The 20,445-nt window shown below is 68.8% G+C and carries 20 protein-coding genes; 13 read left to right on the top strand and 7 right to left on the bottom strand.

Annotated features, from left to right (window positions below):
- Positions 1-3: 3 nt before the first annotated feature.
- Positions 4-636: a sigma-70 family RNA polymerase sigma factor gene (locus AC1RAA_RS14675; RefSeq protein WP_492679750.1), complete on the top strand. Its 633-nt coding sequence runs from the start codon at positions 4-6 to the stop codon at positions 634-636.
- Positions 637-743: 107 nt separating this feature from the next.
- Positions 744-1,364, top strand: a complete 621-nt coding sequence (locus AC1RAA_RS14670) for an ATP-dependent Clp protease proteolytic subunit (RefSeq protein WP_369644561.1) — start codon at positions 744-746, stop codon at positions 1,362-1,364.
- Here AC1RAA_RS14670 and AC1RAA_RS14665 read toward each other — a convergent pair whose 3' ends face one another.
- Complete coding sequence (locus tag AC1RAA_RS14665) at positions 1,365-1,754, bottom strand: RidA family protein (protein WP_062473709.1); 390 nt, start codon at positions 1,752-1,754, stop codon at positions 1,365-1,367.
- 193 nt (positions 1,755-1,947) lie between these two features.
- Here AC1RAA_RS14665 and AC1RAA_RS14660 point away from each other — a divergent pair, with 193 nt between their 5' ends.
- The 9 genes from AC1RAA_RS14660 (at position 1,948) to AC1RAA_RS14620 (ending at position 12,339) form a co-directional block, all read left to right on the top strand.
- Positions 1,948-3,525 carry an ABC transporter substrate-binding protein gene (locus tag AC1RAA_RS14660; protein WP_492728517.1) on the top strand — a complete coding sequence of 526 codons (1,578 nt, stop codon included), beginning with the start codon at positions 1,948-1,950 and terminating at the stop codon, positions 3,523-3,525.
- Positions 3,526-3,616: 91 nt separating this feature from the next.
- Positions 3,617-4,813 (top strand): lactonase family protein, encoded by a 1,197-nt coding sequence (locus AC1RAA_RS14655; RefSeq protein WP_492728519.1) that lies wholly within the window; start codon positions 3,617-3,619, stop codon positions 4,811-4,813.
- Complete coding sequence (locus AC1RAA_RS14650; protein ID WP_492728521.1) at positions 4,810-5,766, top strand: ABC transporter permease; 957 nt, start codon at positions 4,810-4,812, stop codon at positions 5,764-5,766. The genes AC1RAA_RS14655 and AC1RAA_RS14650 overlap by 4 nt, the downstream gene beginning before the upstream one ends.
- 3 nt (positions 5,767-5,769) lie before the next feature.
- Positions 5,770-6,609 carry an ABC transporter permease gene (locus tag AC1RAA_RS14645; RefSeq protein ID WP_095951032.1) on the top strand — a complete coding sequence of 280 codons (840 nt, stop codon included), beginning with the start codon at positions 5,770-5,772 and terminating at the stop codon, positions 6,607-6,609.
- Complete coding sequence (locus AC1RAA_RS14640) at positions 6,609-7,646, top strand: ABC transporter ATP-binding protein (RefSeq protein WP_492728522.1); 1,038 nt, start codon at positions 6,609-6,611, stop codon at positions 7,644-7,646. The genes AC1RAA_RS14645 and AC1RAA_RS14640 overlap by 1 nt, the downstream gene beginning before the upstream one ends.
- Positions 7,646-8,641, top strand: a complete 996-nt coding sequence (locus AC1RAA_RS14635) for an ABC transporter ATP-binding protein (RefSeq protein ID WP_492729814.1) — start codon at positions 7,646-7,648, stop codon at positions 8,639-8,641. The genes AC1RAA_RS14640 and AC1RAA_RS14635 overlap by 1 nt, the downstream gene beginning before the upstream one ends.
- A complete protein-coding gene (locus tag AC1RAA_RS14630) occupies positions 8,638-9,945 on the top strand; it encodes an amino acid deaminase (RefSeq protein ID WP_492728524.1) in 1,308 nt (435 codons plus the stop codon). The genes AC1RAA_RS14635 and AC1RAA_RS14630 overlap by 4 nt, the downstream gene beginning before the upstream one ends.
- 10 nt (positions 9,946-9,955) lie before the next feature.
- Positions 9,956-10,873 (top strand): MurR/RpiR family transcriptional regulator, encoded by a 918-nt coding sequence (locus AC1RAA_RS14625; RefSeq protein WP_070064119.1) that lies wholly within the window; start codon positions 9,956-9,958, stop codon positions 10,871-10,873.
- Positions 10,870-12,339, top strand: coding sequence for an N-acyl-D-amino-acid deacylase family protein (locus AC1RAA_RS14620; RefSeq protein WP_492728526.1), 1,470 nt, complete (start codon positions 10,870-10,872; stop codon positions 12,337-12,339). Before AC1RAA_RS14625 ends, AC1RAA_RS14620 begins: the two co-directional genes overlap by 4 nt.
- Before the next feature lie 7 nt (positions 12,340-12,346).
- Here AC1RAA_RS14620 and AC1RAA_RS14615 read toward each other — a convergent pair whose 3' ends face one another.
- The 3 genes from AC1RAA_RS14615 to AC1RAA_RS14605 form a co-directional block, all read right to left on the bottom strand.
- Positions 12,347-13,606 (bottom strand): lactonase family protein, encoded by a 1,260-nt coding sequence (locus AC1RAA_RS14615; RefSeq protein WP_492728528.1) that lies wholly within the window; start codon positions 13,604-13,606, stop codon positions 12,347-12,349.
- A gap of 18 nt (positions 13,607-13,624) precedes the next feature.
- The gene (locus tag AC1RAA_RS14610) at positions 13,625-15,157 is read right to left on the bottom strand and encodes an FAD-binding oxidoreductase (RefSeq protein ID WP_492728530.1); all 1,533 of its coding nucleotides are present in this window, start codon (positions 15,155-15,157) and stop codon (positions 13,625-13,627) included.
- A gap of 273 nt (positions 15,158-15,430) precedes the next feature.
- Positions 15,431-16,369 carry a LysR family transcriptional regulator gene (locus AC1RAA_RS14605; protein WP_492728532.1) on the bottom strand — a complete coding sequence of 313 codons (939 nt, stop codon included), beginning with the start codon at positions 16,367-16,369 and terminating at the stop codon, positions 15,431-15,433.
- Between the two features lie 133 nt (positions 16,370-16,502).
- Here AC1RAA_RS14605 and AC1RAA_RS14600 point away from each other — a divergent pair, with 133 nt between their 5' ends.
- Both AC1RAA_RS14600 and AC1RAA_RS14595 read left to right on the top strand, forming a co-directional pair.
- Complete coding sequence (locus AC1RAA_RS14600) at positions 16,503-17,399, top strand: amino acid ABC transporter substrate-binding protein (protein WP_492728534.1); 897 nt, start codon at positions 16,503-16,505, stop codon at positions 17,397-17,399.
- Positions 17,400-17,403: 4 nt separating this feature from the next.
- Entirely contained in the window at positions 17,404-18,717 is a 1,314-nt protein-coding gene (locus AC1RAA_RS14595; RefSeq protein WP_492728536.1) for an aminotransferase class V-fold PLP-dependent enzyme, read from the top strand.
- Here AC1RAA_RS14595 and AC1RAA_RS14590 read toward each other — a convergent pair.
- Genes AC1RAA_RS14590 through AC1RAA_RS14580 form a run of 3 tightly spaced genes read right to left on the bottom strand, consistent with a single transcriptional unit; the run spans position 18,704 to position 20,410 of the window.
- Positions 18,704-19,111, bottom strand: a complete 408-nt coding sequence (locus tag AC1RAA_RS14590; protein ID WP_492728538.1) for a c-type cytochrome — start codon at positions 19,109-19,111, stop codon at positions 18,704-18,706. The genes AC1RAA_RS14595 and AC1RAA_RS14590 overlap by 14 nt on opposite strands.
- On the bottom strand, positions 19,108-19,677 hold the full coding sequence (locus tag AC1RAA_RS14585; protein WP_492728540.1) for a ferritin-like domain-containing protein: 570 nt from the start codon (positions 19,675-19,677) through the stop codon (positions 19,108-19,110). The genes AC1RAA_RS14590 and AC1RAA_RS14585 overlap by 4 nt, the downstream gene beginning before the upstream one ends.
- Positions 19,678-19,714: 37 nt before the next feature.
- Complete coding sequence (locus AC1RAA_RS14580; protein ID WP_492728542.1) at positions 19,715-20,410, bottom strand: RNA polymerase sigma factor; 696 nt, start codon at positions 20,408-20,410, stop codon at positions 19,715-19,717.
- Between the last annotated feature and the right edge of the window lie 35 nt (positions 20,411-20,445).

Here is a 20,445-nt window from a genome sequence, read left to right as displayed (position 1 = left end):
GTCATGGCACCCAGTGTCCTTTGCGAACAGGAAGCACCGGCGCGCGACGAGGCGGCCGATGCGCTGCGGGACGAAGCGCAGCGTCGCCTGGCGCTGCAGGTTTTTCTCTGCGCCAACTACGAAGGGTTGCGGCGCAAGCTGACCCGCCATCTCGGGTGCGCCGAGATGGCCAGCGAATGCCTGCACGATGCCTGGCTGCGGCTGGGCCACCTGCGGGTGGGCGCGCCCGTGGAAAACCCCAGCGCCTACGTCTATCGCGTGGCCTGCAACCTGGCCATGGACCGGTTGCGCAGCGAGGGGGCATGGCGCTATGTGGACGACCCGCACACCGCCGTCGAGTCGGCCATCGACCACGCGCCCGGGCCCGAGGACATGGCCGAGGTGCGCGCCGAAGTCGGTTCGGTCGACCGCGCGATGCAGGGCCTGCCGCGGCGTCACCGGGCGGTGCTCGAGGCCTTGCGCATCGAGGAAAAGACGCGCCAGGAGGTGGCCTCCCACTACGGGCTGTCGCTGCGCAACGTGGATACCGTCCTGCGCCAGGCGCTCGACCATTGCGGCGCGATGACGGGCCGGCCGGTGCTGGCCGGCGTCGGTACACCCCGAAGGGCCGTGGTGTCGCCCCGGATGGCCGCCTGAGCGGCACGTGGCACCGCGGCACCACGGTGCTGCTTGCCACGGCAGGCGCAATGTCACGAAACTGTGGGCTTGTTCGTCAAGACAGTTCAACCACAGGAGCTTTCTTCATGCAGCCCATGTTTTCAACACTGGAAACCGACGACGACACCCCACCCGCGGCCACGGCCGAGCCGCGCAATTCCTACCTCGAGGAAAAAGCCTTCAAGTCGCGCACGCTGCTGATCTTCGGCAGCATCACCGACAGCGTGGCCGCCGACGTCACGCGCCGGCTCATCGCGCTCGATGCCGACAGCGGCGACAAACCCATCGACATCCTCGTGAGCTCGCCCGGCGGGCACTTGGAGTCGGGCGACGCGATCCACGACGTGGTGCGCTTCATCAGCGCGCCGGTGCACATGATCGGCACCGGCTGGGTGGGCAGCGCGGCCACGCACCTGTTCCTGGCGGCGCCGCGCGAGCGCCGCGTGTGCCTGCCCAACACGCGCTTCCTGATCCACCAGCCCAGCGGCGGCGCGGGCGGTCAGGCGACCGACATCGCGATCCAGGCGCAAGAAATCATCAAGGCGCGCCAGCGCATCGCGCACGAGATCGCGCGCGAAACCGGTAAGCCCATCGACGTGGTGCTGGCCGACATCGAGCGCGACCGCTGGCTGTCGGCCACGGAGGCCGTCGAGTACGGGCTGGTCTCGCGCATCATTCAGCGCAAGACCGAGTTGCGGCCCGCCTGATCAGGCCTTGGGCTTATAGGCGACGACGTCGATCTCGACCTTCGCATCGACCATGAGGCGCGCCTCGGTGGTCGAGCGCGCCGGCTTGTTTTCACCGAAGTAGCTCATGTAGACGCGGTTGAAGGCACCAAAGTCGCGCGCGTCGTGCAGCCAGACGGTGCTCTTGCACACGTCGTCGAGCGTGGCGCCGGCCAGCGCGAGCACGGTCTTCAGGTTCTCCATCACCTGGCGCGTCTGCACCTCGATGCCGCCGGCCACGATCTCGCCCTGCGCGTTGGCGGGCACCTGGCCCGACACGTAGACGAAATCGCCCGCGCGCACGGCGGGCGAGAAGGGGCGGGCCTGGCGGTCGGAAGCGATGGGCGGGGCGCCGAGGTATTCGAGGGGCATGGGAACTCCTGTGAGTGAGAGAGGTTGAGTGGGGCGGATGAGGGCCGCAGTATCCGTCTGATTTGAAAGACTTTTTCAGAATAACCCTTAAACAAGGGTTAACACGGATGATTTGGCATGAAGTCTGCTTCAAAGTCTGGATCAGAAAGAAAATTTCTTTCATAAATCAGTCCGCCCCATGAAGGAGTTCTCCATGTCTCACGCCGGTCTTGTTGTCCAGCGCCTGCCCCGCCTGTCGAAGCGCAGCCTGCTGGGAGCTTCCCTGCTCGCGATGCTGTGTGCCGCACTGCCTCACCCCAGCGCCCACGCGCAGGGCCCGCGCAACTTCGCCACGCTGGCAATGGTGGCCGAGCCTCAGACGCTCGACCCGATGGCCTCCACGGCCGACCTGGTCGGAACCATCATGCAGCACGTGTACGAGACGCTGTACACCTTCGACGCCAAGTGGAACGTGGTGCCGATGCTGGCCGAGGGCATGCCGAAAATTTCGGCCGACGGCAAGACCTACGCCATCACGCTGCGCAAGGGCGTGGCGCTGCACAACGGGCGCGATCTCACGGCCGACGACGTGGTCGCCAGCCTGCAGCGCTGGATGGACCAGTCGCCGCGCGGCAAGGCCGTGGGCAAGGAAATCGAAAGCCTCAAGGCCAAGGGCCCGCTGGGCGTGGAGATCGTGCTGAAGGCGCCGTATGCACCGCTGCTGTCGCAGCTGGCGCTGCCCAGCGGCATGGCGGCCATCATGGCCAAGGACTCGATCGCTTCGCCGCTGAAGGACTTCGTCGGCACCGGCCCCTACAAGTTCAAGGAGCGTCGCCCCGACCAGTTCGTGCTGCTCACGCGCTTCGACAAGTACGCCGCGCGCAAGGAGCCCGCGAGCGGCTACGGCGGCAAGCGCGAAGCGGCCATCGAAGAACTGCGCTTCGTGCCCGTGCCCAACGCCAGCACCCGCGTCGAGGGCGCGCTGGCCGGCCAGTACGACTTTGCCGACCTGCTGCCGGTGGAAGCGCTGCCGCGCCTGGAGAAGGCCGGCGGCAAGACGCTGCCGATCATGACGCCGTCGTTCGGCTTCCCCTACCTCGTGCTCAACACCAAGGAAGGCGTGGCCGCCAACCCGGCGGTGCGCCAGGCCGTGCAGACCGCGCTGGGCCAGGGCGAGATGCTCGCGGCCGGTTTCGGCGACACGCGCTTCTTCGTGGCCGAGGCCAACCACTTCCCCAAGGGCTCGCCGTTCTACTCGGCGGCCGGCGCCGACCACTACAACCAGCGCAACGCCACCAAGGCGAAGGACGCCGCGGCCAAGGCCGGCTACAAGGGCGAGCCGATCCGCGTGCTCACCAGCCGCCAGTACGACTTCCACTACAACATGTCGCTGCTGATGGCCGAGCAGCTCAAGCGCGCCGGCTTCAAGGTCGACCTCAACGTGGTCGACTGGGCCACGCTGGTGCAACGCCGCAACGACCCGAAGCTGTGGGACATCTACGTGACCCACTCGGGCCAGTTCCCCGAGCCCATGCTCTCGCCGCCGCAACTGGGCGACGGCGCGCCCGGCTGGTGGGATTCGCCCGCCAAGAAGGCGGCACTCAGCGCCTTCAACACCGAGAGCGACCCGGCCAAGCGCGGCGCGCTGTGGGGCAAGGTGCAGCAGGTGGTGTACGACGAGGTGCCGTACATCAACGTCGGCAAGTTCAACGGCCTCTCGGCCAAGAGCCCAGCGCTGGACAACTACCAGCCCGCGACCTGGCCGTTCTTCTGGAACGCGAAGATCAAGTAAGGCCGCAAGCACCGCCATGCCGTCGCGTCGTCAACTTCTGCAAGTCAGCGCACTGGCCTCCGGCCTGGGCGCCCTCGGACTCAAACCATCCATGGCCACTCCCGCTCAAGCCACCACTTCGGGCCCCGCGTACGCCTACGTCGGCACCTACAGCGACGGCGGCAAGCCGTGGCGCGGCGGACGCGGCCTGGGCGTGCACCAGTTCATGGTGGACGGCGCGACCGGTGCGCTCAAGCCCATCCCCGGTGCACCACCGGCCGTGGCCAGCGCGGGCAGCGATGCCAAGCTACGCAACCCCGCCTCGCTCGCGCGCCACCCGACGCTGCCGATGCTGTACGCCGCCAACGAATTCGAAGCCGGCTCCGTCTCGGCCTTTCGCATCGGCGCGAACGGCGCGCTGTCGTTCGTGGCCGAGATGCCCTGCGGCGGCAAGGACCCGGCGCACCTGAGCGTGCACCCCGACGGCCGCTTCGTGTTCACCGCCAACTACGCCAGCGGCGACGTCAGCGTGATCGCGCTGCGCACCGACGGAAGCTTCGACACCGACCGCGCCGCCGTCGTCTACAAGGACGTCGCGGCCTGCGGCGCCGCCACGCCCTGCAAACCCGGCGCCGACGTGGTGCCGCTGGCCGCGCGCTCGCACGAAGGCTTTGCCACCAGCGACCACGACGGCCCGCACGCCCACATGGTGCAGGCCGACCCGGCCGGCAACTTCGTGCTCGTGGCCGACCTGGGGCTCGACCGCGTCATCTCGTACCGCTTCGACCGCGCCACCGGCGTGCTGAGCCAGCCGAGCACGGTGGCCGTGTCCGAGAGCTCGGGCGCGCGCCACTTCGCCTTCCATCCGAACGGCAAGTTGGTCTACCTCGTGAACGAAGAGGCCTCGACCATCGCCTTCCTGCGCTACGACGGCGCCACCGGCGTGCTCACGCTGGTGAGCGAAACCTCGGCGCTGCCCGCCGGCTTCAAGGGCACCAGCTACGCCTCGGGCATCCGCATGCTGCCGGGCGGCACGCACTTCGTGTCGCTCAACCGGCTGCACGATTCGATCTCGATCTTCAAGGTCGATGCGCGCACCGGCGCGCCCACGCTGGTGCGCGAGGAGTGGACGCGCGGCAACTACCCGCGCAGCTGTACGCTCGATCCGAGCGGGCGCTTTCTCTACGTGTGCCACAACAAGCAGGGCGACAACGTGACCATCTTCCGCGTGAAGAAGAACGGCGACGTGCAGTTCACCGGCCAGTACGTGGCCGTCGGCAGCGCCGCCGCCATCGAGTTCTCGTCATGATCAAGAGCGCATCGCTTCGCTACATCGCCTCGCGCGCGGGCGGCATGCTCATCGTGCTGGCGTTGGTGGCCGTGCTGGTCTTCGTGCTCACGCGCGCCGCCTCGGGCGACCCCATCTCCGTGCTGCTGGGCGACCAGGCCACCGCCGCCGACATCGCCCGCGTACAGAAGGACTACGGGCTCGACAAACCGCTGCCCGTGCAGTTCGGCTACTGGCTGCGCGAAGTGCTGCAGGGCAATCTGGGCACCTCGATCTTCCTGCAGCGGCCGGTCACGCAGGCGCTGTGGGAGCGCGCCGAGCCGACCACCTTGCTCGCACTGATGGCGGTGGCCATCGCGGCGCTCATCGGCGTGCCCTGCGGCATCGTCTCTGCGGTGTTTCGCGGGCGCGTGGTCGACCAGTTCTTCACCGGCATCGCGATGCTGGGCGCGAGCATTCCCAGCTTCTGGCTGGGCATCGTGCTGATCCAGATCTTCGCGGTGTCCTTCGGGTGGTTCCCGGTGTCGGGGTACGGCGCGCCCGATGCACCCTTTGCCGAGAGATTGCACGCGCTGGTGCTGCCGGCCACCGTGCTGGGCCTGCTGAACTCCGCGCTCATCATCCGCTTCACGCGCGCCTCCATGCTCGACGTGCTGGGCGAGGACTACGTGCGCACCGCGCGTTCCAAGGGCCTGAGCGAGAAGGTCGTCGTGCTCAAGCACGCGCTGCGCAATGCGCTGGTGCCCATCGTCACCGTGATCGGCCTCACGGTCGCACTCATGATCGGCGGCGCCGTCATCACCGAGACCGTGTTCGGCCTGCCCGGCGTGGGCAACCTCGTGGTCAACGCCGTGTTGCGGCGCGACTACCCCGTCATTCAAGGTGCGCTGCTCGTGATTGCCGCGATCTATGTGCTCATCAATTTCTCGATCGACCTGCTGTATGCCGTCGTCGATCCGCGCGTGAAGGTCTGAACGATGCGCATGCCTCGAATGCTCCGCCAGCTGATGCACCGCCGCATCGTGATGGTCTCCGCCCTGGTGCTGCTGGTGATTGCCGTGCTCGCTGTCGGTGCGCCGCTGTTCGCGTCCGCCGACCCCAACGACACCGCCGTGCTGCAGCGCCTGAAGGCGCCCAGCGCCGAACACCTGCTGGGCACCGACGAACTCGGGCGCGACATGTATTCGCGCATCGTGCACGGCGCCCGTTACTCGCTGGCCATCGCGGCGCTCACCGCCCTGGGCGCGGTCATCGCCGGCACCGTGCTGGGTTTGATGGCCGGGTTCTTCCGCCGGCTCGATGCGCCGCTGATGCGCGTGGTCGACGCCATGATGTCCTTCCCCGACATCCTGCTGGCCATCGCGCTGGTGGCGATCCTCGGACCGTCGCTGATGAACACCGTGCTCGCGCTGGTGCTGGTCTACACGCCGCGCGTGGCGCGGGTGGTGCGAGCCTCGACGCTGGTCGTGCGCGAACTTCTCTTCGTCGAAGCCGTGCGCGCGCTGGGCGTGCGCACCTCGCGCATCCTGTGGCGCCACATCCTACCGAACCTGATGTCGCCGATCCTGGTGCAGGTGTCGTTCATCTTCGCCTACGCGATCCTGGCCGAAGCCGGCCTGTCGTTCCTCGGTGTCGGCGTGCCGCCCGAGATACCCACCTGGGGCACCATGGTTGCAGGCAGCCAGCAGTACGCGCACCAGGCCTTCTGGGTCGTGCTGTTCCCGGGCCTGGCGATCATCTTCACGGCGCTGTCGCTGCAGCTGCTGGGCGATGGCGTGCGCGACCTGCTCGATCCGAAGCTGAAGAAGACCTCGTGATGAACACCGCGAACAACACCCCACGCCTCACGGTCACCAACCTGAGCACGAGCTTCCCTACTGAGGACGGATTGATCCGCTCGGTGGCCGATGTAAGTTTCTCGATCCAACCCGGCAAGACCACCGCGCTGGTGGGCGAATCGGGCTCGGGCAAGTCGGTCACCAGCCTCACGCTGATGCGCCTCTTGCCCAAGACCGCCAACGCACAGGTCAGCGGCAGCGCCTCGTTCGTCACGCGCGAAGGCAAGACACTCGACCTGCTGCAGATCGGCGAGCGTGAGATGCGCTCGCTGCGCGGCAACCAGCTGTCGATGATCTTCCAGGAGCCCATGACCAGCCTGAACCCGGTGTTCACCATCGGCGAGCAGATTGCCGAGAGCGTGCGCCTGCACAAGGGCCTGGACCGCAAGGCGGCCTTGGCCCACGCGCTGCGCATGCTGGAGCTGGTGGAGATTCCGGCTGCCGCCCAACGCATCCACGAGTACCCGCACCAGCTCTCGGGCGGCATGCGCCAGCGCGTGATGATCGCGCTGGCCATGGCCTGCGACCCGACGCTCTTGATCGCCGACGAGCCCACCACCGCGCTGGACGTGACCATCCAGGCGCAGATCCTGGAGCTGATGCGCCGGCTGCAGGCCGAGACGGGCATGAGCATCCTGTTCATCACGCACAACCTGGGCGTGGTGGCGCACCATGCCGACGACGTGGTGGTCATGTACTCGGGCCGCGTGGTCGAGCGTGCGCCGGTGCGGCCTCTGTTCGCGCAGCCCGAGCATCCGTACACACAGGGCTTGTTGGCCTGTCTGCCGGGCAAGGCGCGCCAGCCGGGCCAGCCCAAGCCCAAGCGGCTGTTCGCCATTCGCGGGCAGGTGTCGAGCCCGCTGGCGCCGCCGCCCGGCTGTGCCTTCGAGCCGCGCTGCGACCAGGCACTGCCCGAATGCCGCAGCGCCATGCCGCCGCTCATCGACATCCGGCAGGACCGCCAGGCGCGCTGTGTGCGCGTGCAGCCCGACCAACCGCTCGCGAGGGCTGCATGATGACCACCGCTGTTTCTTCCTCGCCCCTCATCGAAGTCCGTGGGCTTAAAAAATACTTCGGCAGCAGCGAGCGCCCCGTGCGCGCGGTGGACGACGTGTCCTTCGCGATCCAGCCCGGCGAGACGCTGGGCCTGGTCGGCGAGTCGGGCTCGGGCAAGAGCACCATCGGGCGCACCGTGCTGCGCCTGGTCGAGCGCACCGAGGGCCAGGTGCTGTACCGCGGCGACGACATCGGCGGCCTTTCGGGCGAGCGCATGCGCAAGCTGCGCAGCAAGCTGCAGATCATCTTCCAGGACCCGTACGCCAGCCTGAACCCGAAGATGCGCATCAGCGCCATCTTGGGCGAGGCACTGTCCACGCACGGCCTGCACAAGGGCGCGGCGGCGCGCGACAAGCGCATCGCCGAGCTGCTGGAGACCGTGGGCCTGCGCCCCGAGCACGCCAGCCGCTTTCCGCACGAGTTCTCGGGCGGCCAGCGACAGCGCATCGGCGTGGCGCGGGCGCTGGCGGTGGAGCCCGAGTTCATCGTGGCCGACGAGCCGCTGTCTGCCCTCGACGTGTCGATCCAGTCGCAGGTCATCAACCTGCTGGCGGACCTGCGCGAGCGCCTGGGCCTGACGATGCTCTTCATCTCGCACGACCTGGATGTGGTCGAGTACCTGTGCGACCGCGTGGTGGTGCTCTACCTGGGCAAGGTGATGGAAGTGGCCACCACCGAGGAGCTGTTCGCGAACCCCTCGCACCCCTACACCCAGGCGCTGCTGGCCGCGAGCCCGAAGCCCGACCCCGAGATGGCCACCGAGCGCATTGCGCTCAAGGGCGACATTCCCAGCCCGATCTCGCCGCCCTCGGGCTGCGTGTTCCGCACGCGCTGCCCGCATGCCATCGAGGCCTGTGCGCAGACGGTGCCCAGCCTGGATGAGGTTTCCCCCGCACACTACAGCGCCTGCATCCGCAAAGAACTGCTCCCCCACATCGCCGTTGCACGACCATGACCGACACCGTTTCTGCTACCCAAGACTTCATCGACCCGCTGCTCAGCGACCGTTTCAAGGGCTACCCGCGCACCCAGCCGCCGCGCCTGCGCAGTGAAGTCGGCGCCGCCGGCTGGAACGTGCTGGCCGGCGATCTGCCGCTGCCGCTGGCCGTGCTCAAGCGCGAGGCGCTCGAACACAACCTCCAATGGATGCAATCGCGCGTGCGCGAATGGGGCATCGACCTCGCACCGCACGGCAAGACCACCATGTCGCCGCAGCTGTTCCAGCGACAGCTCGACGCCGGCGCCTGGGGCCTGACCTTTGCCACCGTCACGCAGCTGGCCGTGGGCGTGGCGGCAGGCGCGCGCCGCACGCTGATCGCCAACCAGGTCGTGAGCGACGAAGACCTCGCGGGCATCCAGCTGCTGCTGGCCGACCATGCGGACCTGCGTGTCGTGTTCCTGGTCGATTCGATCGCGCAGCTGGCGCTGATCGAAGACTGGTCGAAGCGCCATCCCGCCAGCGTGCCTTTCGAGGTCATGCTCGAGATTGGCGTGCAGGGCGCGCGCACCGGCTGCCGCACGCACGACGAAGCCATTGCGCTCGCCACGCGGGTGCGCGCCAGCGACGCGGCCAAGCTCGTGGGCATCGAGACCTACGAAGGGCAGGGCGCCACCGGCGAAAGCGGGCCCGACACGGCCTACGCCACCACGCTGATGGACCGCGTCGAAGCCGTGGCGCGTCACTGCGACACGCACCAGCTGTTCGAGACCGACGAGGTGCTGGTCTCGGCCGGTGGCTCGGCGATCTTCGACCTCGTGGCCGGGCGCCTGAAGCCCGCGCTGGGTGCGCCCGTGCGCGGCCTGCTGCGTTCGGGCTGCTATGTCACGCACGACCACGGCTTCTACAAGCGCATGGTGAGCGTGGTCGACGAACGCCTGGGTTGCGACTGCGGCGAAGGCCTGACGCCGGCGATGGAAGTCTGGGCCAACGTGCAGTCGCGGCCGGAACCGGGGCTGGCGATCCTGTCGGTCGGCAAGCGCGACATCTCCTTCGACCTGTCGATGCCCGTGCCGATCGCGCGCGCGGCGCGCGGCGCGTTGCAACCCCAGGGCGTGCCCGCCGGCTGGAAGATCACCGCGCTGAACGACCAGCACGCCTACCTGCGCTGGGACGAGAGCGAAGAGGCGCAAGCACCGGTCGTCGGCGACCGCGTGGGCCTGGGCATCTCGCACCCCTGCACGACCTTCGACAAATGGCACTGGATGCCCGTGGTCGAGAACGACTACCGCGTGAGCGACGCTGTCGCCATGCACTTCTGAAAACGCACCGATGACGCCCTCCTTGCTCCAGAGAATCGCCGAGGCGCGTGGCGATGCGCCGGCCACGCGGCGCGCGATTCTCGACCTGATCCTCGAAGACCCCGACCGCGCGCTCGAAGAGAGCTTCGAGCAGCTGGCCGAGCGCTCGCGCAGCTCGGTGCCCACCATCATGCGCACCTGCCGCGACCTCGGCTTTGCCGGGCTGCGCGAGTTCAAGCTCGCGCTCGCGCAGGAGCTGGCGCTAGGCGGTTCGCCGCTGCACCGCCGCGTCAACATCGAAGACGCCGCTGACGAAGTGGTCAGCAAGATCGCGCGCAGCGCCGCGGCTTCGGTCTCGGGTGTGCGCGGCCAGCTCGACATGCAGGTGCTCGACGGCGCCGTGCGCGCCATCGCGGCGGCGCCGCACGTCGACCTGTACGGCGCGGGCGCCACCTCGTGGTTCATGGCGAACGACCTGCAGGCGCGGCTGTTCCGGCTCGGCCTCTCGGCCAACGCCTGGGCCGACTACCACCTCCAGCAGGTGGCCGGCGCGGCGCAGCGTCCGGGTGGCGTGGTCATCGCCATCTCGCACGTGGGCGGCATGCCCTCGCTGCTCGACGCGGTCGACATCGCGCGCGGGCAGGGCGCGAAGGTGGTCGCGCTCACGCGGCCGGGCACGGCGCTCGCGGCCAAGGCCGACTTCCTCATCGGCCTGTCGGTGCCCGACGATGCCGTGATGCACGTGGGCATCGACGCCTACCTCACGCACCTCACCGTCATCGAGATCCTCACCGTGCTGGTGGCGCAGCACCGCGGCGAGCCCGCCGTGCAGCGCCTGCAGCGCGCGCGCGAGGCCTTCCAGCGCCACGGCATCGACGCCACCACGCACCCGCTGCAGAGCTGGGACGGTGGCGGCATCAACGCAAAAAAGGGAGATGGCGAATCATGAGCACCGCACCCGCTGTGCTGCTCGAAGCCGGCCTTGTGGTCGACGGCTCGGGCGGCCCTTCGTGGCCCGGCGACGTGCTGTTGCAGGGCGACCGCATCCTGGCGCTGGGCGACGGCCTGCGCACGCGGCTGCCTGCAGGGCTGGACATCGCCGACATCGACGTGGTCGACTGCCGCGGCAAGGTGATCGCGCCCGGCTTCATCGACGCCCACACGCACGACGACGCCATCGTGCTGCGCGACCCGCTGTGCCTGCCCAAGGTGTCGCAGGGCATCACCACCGTGGTCACGGGCAACTGCGGCATCTCGCTGGCGCCCTACCGCACGCCGCAGTCGAAGCCGCCGCTCACGCTGCTGGGCGCCGACTCGTTCAAGCACGCGACCATGGCCGAATACCGTGCGGCGGTCGATGCGGTGCAGCCAGCACTCAACGTGGCAGCCCTCGTGGGCCACACCACGCTGCGCTTCGCGGCGATGCAGGCGCTCGACCGGCCCGCCGATGGCGACGAGCTGGCGCGCATGGAAACGCTGCTCGACGACTGCATGGCCGCAGGCGCGCACGGCATGTCGTCGGGCCTGTTCTACGAAGAAGCCTTTGCGGCACCGGCCGAAGAGGTCACCGCGCTCGCGCGCGTCGTGGCACGCCACGGCGGCGTGTACGCCACGCACCTGCGCAGCGAGATGCAGCAGATCATCGAGGCGCTGCACGAGGCCGGCGACACGGCCTTCAGCGCGGGCGTGCCGCTGGTCATCTCGCACCACAAGTGCGCCGGTCCCGCGAACTGGGGCCGCACGAAAGAGACGCTGCCGCTGATCGAGGCGCTGTCGCAGCGCCAGGAGATCGCGATGGACGTCTACCCGTACGTGGCCGGCTCCACCGTGCTGCGCGAAGACCTGGTCGACGGTGTGATCGACGTGCTGCTGACCTGGTCCGACCCGCACCCCGAGATGACCGGCCGCCTGATCTCCGACATCGCGCGCGAGTGGGGCACCACCGAGCAGGAAGCCTGCCTGCGGCTGAAGCCCGGCGGCGCCTGCTATTTCCAGATGCAGGAAGAAGACGTGGAGCGCGTCATCGCGCACCCGCTCACGATGATCGGCAGCGACGGCCTGCCGCACGACCGCCATCCGCACCCGCGCCTGTGGGGCGCGTTCCCGCGCGTGTTCGCGCGCTACTGGCGCCAGCGCAAGCTCTTCACGCTGGAGCAGGCGGTGCACAAGATGACGGGCATGACGGCGCGCAACCTGCGCATCGCGGATCGTGGCCTGCTGCGCGTCGGCACGATGGCCGACGTGGTGGTGTTCGACCCCGAGACCATCACCGACACCGCCACCTACGACAAGCCGCATGGCGTGAGCCTCGGCGTCGAGCGCGTGTTCGTGAATGGCGTGCTGGCCTACCGCGGTGGCGAAGGCGAAGCGAAGGTGCTGGCGCGCGCGGGGCGGATGCTCACGCGCGGACGCTAGGCGTCAATCAAGCAAATATCAGGCAGACGGGCGCGGGCACCTGCGCCACCTGCACCGGCTGGTCCAGCGTGCCGCTGGCCGGATCGATGCGCAGGCGCAAGAGGGTGTCGCCCTTCTGGCTGAGCGCGTAGAGGTGGCTGCCGCCCGGCGCCATCGCCAGCGCACGCGGAGACCGCAGACCTTCGCCCCAGTGCTGCAGCGGCGCCAGCGCGCCGTTGCTCGCGTCGATGCGGAATGCGGCGATGCTGTCGGCCATCGGATGGTCCGACTTCAAGCGGCGGTTGCTCGCGTAGAGAAATTGCCCCGAGGGATGCATCACCAGCGCCGCCGCATTCTTCTGGCCGGTGTATCCCTCGGGCACGGTCGAGACGCGCTGGCGCTGTTCCCCGACCTTGCCGCTCGCCGCGTCGTAGCCGAAGCCCGCGACCGTGGCGTCGAGTTCGTTCACCACGTACAGGAAGCGTTGCGACGGATGCAGCGCGAGGTGGCGCGGTCCGCTGCCGGGCGCGACGGCCGTGCGGCCGAGCAGAGCCAGCTGGCCGTCGGCGAGCGTGAACGCGTTGATGCGGTCGGTGCCCAGGTCGGTGGCGAGCAGGCGCTGGCCCGTGCCGTCGAACAGCACCATGTGCGGATGCGGCGATTCCTGCCGCTGCGCATCGGGGCCGGTGCCGGTTTCCTTCTCGATGCCCGAGACCTTGCCCAGCCTGCCGTCCGCCTCGATGGGCAGCACGTTGTAAGCACCGCCGCCGTACAGCGCCACGGCGAGCGCGCGGCCGTCGGGCGACACGGCCAGGTGCGCGGGAACCACGCCCGAGAGCGAGAGCGGCTGGCGGTTGAGCAGCGTCAGGCGCCCGTCGTTCGCATCGATCGCGTAGGCCTCGGCCGTGCCGGTGGGCAGGCCCTGGTAGGTGTCGATCTCGTTGATCGCATAGAGGAAGCGTCGGCTCGGGTGCACCGCGAGGAACGAGGGGTTCGCGCTCGCGACGGTCTGCACCGGCGTCCAGCTGCCGTCCCGGATCGCGAGCACGTAGATGCCCTTCGATGCCGGGCCACCGGCGGTGCCGCCCGGTGCGTCGCTGGTGTAGGTGCCGACGTAGGCGAAGCGGGGCGCGGGCGCGGTGCTGGCGGTGGTCGCGGCCGCGCTGGTGTCGGGCGTCTGTGCGCCGGCGGGGACCATCGGCGTCAGCGCGCCGAGCGCGGAGGCGCCGCCGATCCACTGCATGACGGCGCGGCGGTCCTGGCCGAAGCGGTTGGGGCTGTGTGGCATGGAAATCCTTCCTCTCGTTCAGGGCCGCACCGACATGGCGTGGTGAAAGATGTTGTTCGGGTCGTAGCGCCGCTTCACTTTCCGAAGGAAGGCGTAGAGGCCCTGGTCCCCGTAGTAGAGCTGCGGCCAGAACGGGTGCGCCAGCATGTCGTTGTCCGGGTAGTTGATGTAGCAGCCCTCGTAGCGCTCGCTGGGGTAGGGCGTACCGGCAAAGCGCTCGGGCACGTCGGGCGTGCCGTACACGTCGCGGTAGAAATCGCCGATCCAGCGCAGGTGGCCCGCATCGTCCGCCGCGCTGCGCCAGTAGGTCTGGTACTGCAGCTTCATGATCGATGCGCGCTGCGGCACGGCGGTGTCGCCGATGCGCTCGGGCTTGTTGATCGCGCCGCCGTAGGAGTCGACCTGCACCAGCGACTGGCTCAGGTCGATGCCGGGCATCGTGCGCGTGAGGTGCGTGTAGATGCGCTGCGCCTCGCGGGCGGTAAAGCTGCGCTTCATGTAGGCCGACTTGTACTTGCCGCGCTGGTTCTCGCCCGAGCCGTTGAGGTACTGCGTGGCCGTGAGCCAGTCGTAGCGCGTCACGGTGTGCGGCTTGGAACACAGCAGCTGCCCCGTGTCTTGCCGCGGCGACGGGCCCACGCCGGGCGCGCGGCCTTTCAGCGGCACGGGCGTGCAGGCGCGAAAGCGCTCGAGAAAGTCGTGAAGCACCGTGAGGTCGTTGCAGGTGCCGTCGGGGTTGCAGAACTGCGTGAGCATCACGATCTGGCCCGACGAGCGGTGCGTGAGCTTGAGCAGCGAGAACATGCCCCAGGTGTCGGGCGAGGTGCCGCGCGTGGCCCAGTAATCGCCGTAGATGGCGAGCAGCTGGGCGAAGCGCGCGGGCGTCATGCTGGCCCAGTCGAACGCGACCACCGCGAGCGCCACCTCGCGCGGCGCGGTCGGCAGGGCGTCGAACACATAGCTGGTGATCGCGCCGAAGTTGCCGCCGCCCGCGCCGCGGCAGGCCCGGAACAGGTCGGGCTCGCGCGTCGCGTCCACGGTGCGCGGCACGACCTTGCCGCGTGCATCGACCGTGAGGATGTCCACCGCCGAAAGCCAGTCGACCGTGAGGCCTTGCAGGCGTGACAACAGGCCGTAGCCGCCGCCGCAGATGTGCCCGCCCGCGCCCACCGAATAGCAGGAGCCGCCGGGCAGCGTGACGTTGTGCTGCTTGTACAGCTCGAGGTAGCCGTTCCAGTTCTGCGTGCCGGGCGCGACGCGGTAGCGGCCGTCGCCCTTGCGCTCGGCACTGGCCTGCGTGAGAAGGCTCAGGTCGAGGATCGCGCCGCCGGGGTTGTTGGAGACGAAGTCTTCATAGCAGTGCCCGCCGCTGCGCACCGTGGGCCGCCGGCCCGCATCGACGATGCGCTGCAGCGCGGCGGCTGCATCGTCCGCGTTCTCCACCAGCTCGATGCGCGACGCCGCGTCCGAATCCGCGGAAGGCCATCGCAGGTTGAAGCCTTTCTTCAGGGTGTTGTAGCGCGGATCCTGGCGTGTCACGGTGATGGTCATGGGCACTTTCTGAAGGACGCCGTGCGACGGCGGTAAGACGAAAGAAGGATGCGAAACCTGGGGCGTGTCTTACGCGCGGGTATTCATTTGCAAGGCCGGCCGGAAATGGAAGCGTTATGTCTTATCTCCAGCGGGTCGTGCTGAATGCTGCGCGATGGCGCTCATCTTGCCGTCAATTTCGAGCGCGACGCACCCCCTCGAAAGCATGTGGGTTTCGCGTCACGAACACCGCGTTCGGTGCGCTGCAAGGGCGCGCAGATAGCGCCTGCGATCTCAGCGCGCGCTTGCCGCGGCTTCGTCTTCCGGCTGCGCCTGGAACATCCGCGTGAAGTCGCAGCACGCCTGCGCCAGCATCACGATCGACGAGGTGAGCGCGCTGCGGTGCTCGCCCTTGTGCATGGCCACGTAGCGCACCACGGGCAGCGCGGGCGTCACGTCGAGCACCTCGAGCATGCCGGCATCGACCAGCGGGGCAAGGCATTCGCGCGGCAGGTAGCTCACGCCCAGGCCCGACACGGTGAGGCCCGTGAGTGCGACGAGGTTGCTCACCACGATCGCGTTGGCGGGCTGCACGCCCTGGTCCTTCATCCATGCGTCGTAGGCGCGGCCGGTGCCCGAGTTGTTGCCCTGCACCAGCATGCGGTGGCGCGCCAGGTCGTGCAGGCGCACGGTGCCGGTGGCCGCGGTCGAGGGAATCACGCCGGGCTTGCACATCCACGCGCTCTTCACCCGGCCGATGACCTTGCTCTGCATGCGCGAGTCGGCGAAGGTGTGGGGCACGATGACCACGTCGAGCTCGTCGGCCAGGAGCTTGTCGCGCAGCTGCAGGCTGTCGTCCACGTCGGGCTCGAGGATCACCTTGGGGTAGTGCTGCTGGATCAGGCCGACCAGGCGCGGCAGCCACGTCATGGCGGTGAGTTCGGTCACGCCCAGGCGGATGCGCCGCTCCACCACGCCGGGCTTGCCGAACTGCTCGACGGCGGCGTCACGCTGGTCGAGCAGCTTCCTGGCGAGCACGAACATCTCCTCGCCCTTCTCGGTGAGGCGTGCGGTGCGCTGGCTGCGGTCGAAGAGTTCGGTGTCGAACAGCTGCTCCAGTTCGTGCACGCGCTTGGAGATGGCCGACTGCGAGGTGTGCAGCTGGTTGGCCGCCTGCGCGAAGCCGCCCAGCCGGGCGATCCAGTACAGGGCTTCGAGTTGCTTGAAGGTCATCACGGCGGGCGGCTCCTGAAAGAAAGAACGCTTTTCTTCATGCGATTCGATCACAAAAAATCGCTTTTAGAAATTCATCGGGACGCAGAAGATGCGCGCCAGGCCACCGTCATTGCAACCCAAGGAACACACCATGGACTTCAAACTGCCTCTCGCACCTTTCGCATTGGCCCTCGTCTTCGCCTGCGGCGCCGCCAGCGCGCAGGACACCGGCACGCTGCGCAAGATCAAGGACAGCGGCACGATCCAGATCGGCGCGCGCGACAGCCAGATCCCGTTCTCGTACAAGCTCAGCGCCGACAGCGCGCCCATCGGCTTCACCAACGACATCTGCCTGAAGATCGTCGATGCGGTAAAGGCCAAGCTGGGCCTGCCGAAGATCGAGGTGCGCTACACCATGCTCAACTCGACCAACCGCATCCCGCTGCTGCAGAACGGCACCGTGGACCTGGACTGCGCGACCACCACCAACACCACGCAGCGCCAGGCACAGGTCGACTTCGCGCCCAGCCACTTCGTCACCAACATCACGGCCGCCGTGAAGAAGAGCTCGGGCATCAACGCGCTGCCCGACCTCAACGGCAAGAACGTGGCCACCGTCTCGGGCAGCACCTCGATCCAGCTGCTGCGCGGCGCGCGCAAGAGCGGCACCATCGAGGTGAACGAGATCGCGGGCAAGGACACCTCCGACGGCTTCCTGCTGCTGTCCACCGGCCGCGCCGATGCCTACGTGCTCGACGACGTGCAGCTGGCCGGCATGATCGCCAGCGCCACCAACCCGGGCGACTACAAGATCCTCAAGGAGTCGCTGCGCCAGGAGCCCTACGGGATCATGCTGCGCAAGGACGACCCCGAGTTCAAGGCGCTGGTCGACGAGACCGTCAACGGCCTCATGAAGTCGGGCGCCATCGAGCAGCTGTACACCAAGTGGTTCCTCTCGCCGATCCCGCCGCGCAACGCGAACCTCAACTTCCCGATGACGGACGCGGTGCGCGAGATCTACAAGAACCCCAACAACAAGGGCGTCTGACACCATGGCAACCACACGCGCGGACCTGCCGAAAGGCGAGCTCCTTTCCGATGCGCTGATGCGCCAGGTGCGCGAGCGCTTCCTGGGCATCGAACGCGACCACCACGGCCGCGAGCGCCTGTACTTCGACAACGCCGGCGGTTCGTTCCGGCTCAAGGCGGCGGTCGAGCGCTTCGCGCAGGTCGACGCCATTCCCGACAACGCCGAGCGCATCCACGCCACTGCCGTCGAGCTGCAGGCGATGCAGGCGCGCGGCGCCGACGACCTGCGCACCATCCTCAACGCCACCGGCGGCAGCGTGTACCCCTCGCTCACCGCCTCGGGCGCGATGTTCGACATGGTGCGCGCGGTGGCCGAGAACGTGCCGGGCACGAACATGGTCACGACCGCGCTGGAGCACCCCTCGGCCTTCGACGCCATGCGCCTGTATGCGGAGCGCCTGGGGCGCGAGCTGCGCGTGGCCAAGAGCAACCCCGTCACCGGCGGTGTCGACGTGGACGCCATCGTGGGGCTGGTCGACGAGAACACCTGTGTGCTCAACGTGATCCATGCGTCGAACATCTCGGGCGCCAAGCTCGACATGGCGGCCATCGTGCGGCGCGCGCGCGCGATCAAGCCCGACCTGTACATCCTCGTCGATGCCGTGCAGCACGCGCCGCACGGCGTCATCGACCTGCAGCAGACGCCGGTGGACGGCATCAACCTCGCGCCCTACAAGTTCTTCGGCTGCCGCGGCTCGGGCTTCTCGTGGATGTCGGAGCGCGCGGCTGCATTGCCGCACCACAAGCTGGCCGGCAAGAAGCCCGGCCACTGGGAGCTGGGCAGCTCGGCGCCGTGGCAGTTCGCGGTGCTCACCGAAATCGTCGACTACGTGGGCTGGCTCGGCGGCCACTTCACCGATGCGACCGACCGCCGGGCGCGCTTCGTGGCGGGCATCGAGCGCATCGAACTGCACGAGCGCGCGCTGCTGGCGACGCTGCTCGACGGCACCGCGCAGACGCCGGGCCTGCGCGCGCTCGACGGCGTGCAGGTGTTCCTCGATCACGAAGACTTGACGCAGCGCGACCTGATTTTGGGCATCGGCTTCGACGGGCTCGACTGCACGCAGGCCGTGGTCGAGTACGGCCAGCGCGGCGTGACGGTGTACGAGCGCGTGGCCAGCAGCATCTACTCGAAGCGGATGCTTGAATCCTTCGGGCTCGAAGGCACCGTGCGCGTGTCGCCGCTGCACTGCCACACGGTGGGCGAGATGGAAGCCTTCCTGCGCGTGACGCGCGAGATCGCCGACGCTTTCACGCCTGCAGTCAGCGCAGCGTAGGGCGCGCCAGCGCCGCGCAGGCCGGCGTGTCGTTCGCCTGTCGCAGGTAGGCGAGCAGGTCGGCGCGGTCCCGCGGGTCGGGCACGCCGTCGTAGGTCATGCTGCTGCCCGGCACCATCGCGAGCGGGGCGCTGAGGAAGCGGTCGAGCGTCTTGTCGTTCCACACGATGCGCGACTTCTTCATCGCCTCCGAATACGCGAAGCCCGGCACGCTGCCGGCGAGCCGGCCGAACAGGCCGCAGTGGCGCGGCCCGACCCGGTCGGTGGCCAGCGCGTGGCAGGCCTGGCAGCGCGCGTAGACCTGCTCGCCGCGCACTGCGTCGGGCGTTGCGGCATTCGCACAGGCCCATGCGGCCAGCAGGCTCGCAGCGAGCCCGCGCGCCGCACGGCTCACGACACGAACGCCGAAGGCACCGGCGCCTCGCCGAGCGCCTGGCGCAGCACGGCCCAGTGCATTGCCTCGTCGCCGAGGATGCTGGCCGCGGCCTTCGACAGCTCGCGGTTGCCGAACAGCGGCACCGCGCCCAGGTAGGCGCTCACGGCGCCTTGTTCAAGCTTTGCCGCGAAGCGCAGCACGTCGGCCTGCGACTTCAGTTGCTCCACCGGGAAGTCGTAGCGCGCCTTGGCCGCGACGGCCTTGCCGCCGAGCTTCGCGATGGTCTTGGCCAGCACGTCCGCATGTTCCTTGTGGTGACCCTGGAAGGTCACGGCGAGGTCGAGCACGGGCTTCTCGAGCAGCTTGCTTTCCGCGCCGAGCTGGTAGGCCGCGATGGCTTCGAGTTCGGCGCCGAGCGCGGTGTTGAGGATCTGCACGTCGTTGCCGGTGGCCCCGCCGCTCCTCGCGGCGAGCGCGTCGCGCCCCGCCAGCAGCGCGACGGCGGCGCCCGACAGCATCAGGCCGGAGCGGCCGAGAAAGGCGCGCCGCGCGGCGATCGGGGTGGGCATCAGGAAAAAGGACATGGTGAGGTCTCCTCGGGGGGGTGGTTGTGGGAAAGCATCAGGGCAGCGCCGCCAGCACGCGCGCCACGATGCGGTCGCAGCGCGCGCCGTCGAACGCGAAGGCGTCGCCCGTCGCCAGGTCGATGTCGCGCGACAGGCTGTCGCGCAGCAGGCTGCGGGCGCGGAAGAAGCGCAGCCGCACCGTGGCCTCGGGCAGCTGCAGCGCCTCGGCGGTTTCGCCGACGCTGAGTTCCTGCACCGCGCGCAGCACGAACACGGTGCGGTAGGCGTCGGGCAGCCGGTCGATGCGGCGCTCCATGAGTCGGCGAAGGTCTTCCCGCATGGCGAGGCGCTCCGGTTGGCGGTCGGGATCGTCGGCGAGCTGCGTGTCGGGGGCATCGTCGTCGTCCCCCGCAGTCGCGCCGCCGTCGAGCGGAATCACCTGCGCGCCGCGGCGGCGCAGGCGGCCCAGCGCCTCGTTGATGACGATGCGCACCAGCCAGGTCGAGAGCTTTGCTTCGTCACGGAAGCCGCCGATGGCGCGCCAGGCGCGCAGGTAGGCGTCCTGCAGCGCGTCTTCGGTGTCGGCGTCGCTGTGCAGGATGCTGCGCGCGGTGCGAAACAGCAGCTGGTTGTGGCGCCGCATGATGCGCGCGAAGGCCTGCGTGTCGCCCTGCGCGGCGCGTGCGGCCAGTTCGGCGTCGGACGCGCTCGCGTCGGCCTCGGCAGTCAGGGGCAGGGCGGTGGGCGGCATGCGGTGAGTTCCTTCTGCCCATTGGATGGCGCATT

This window comes from Variovorax sp. GW823-FHT04F07 (genome assembly GCF_058795995.1).
This window is presented reverse-complemented; position numbering and strand designations above follow the sequence as displayed.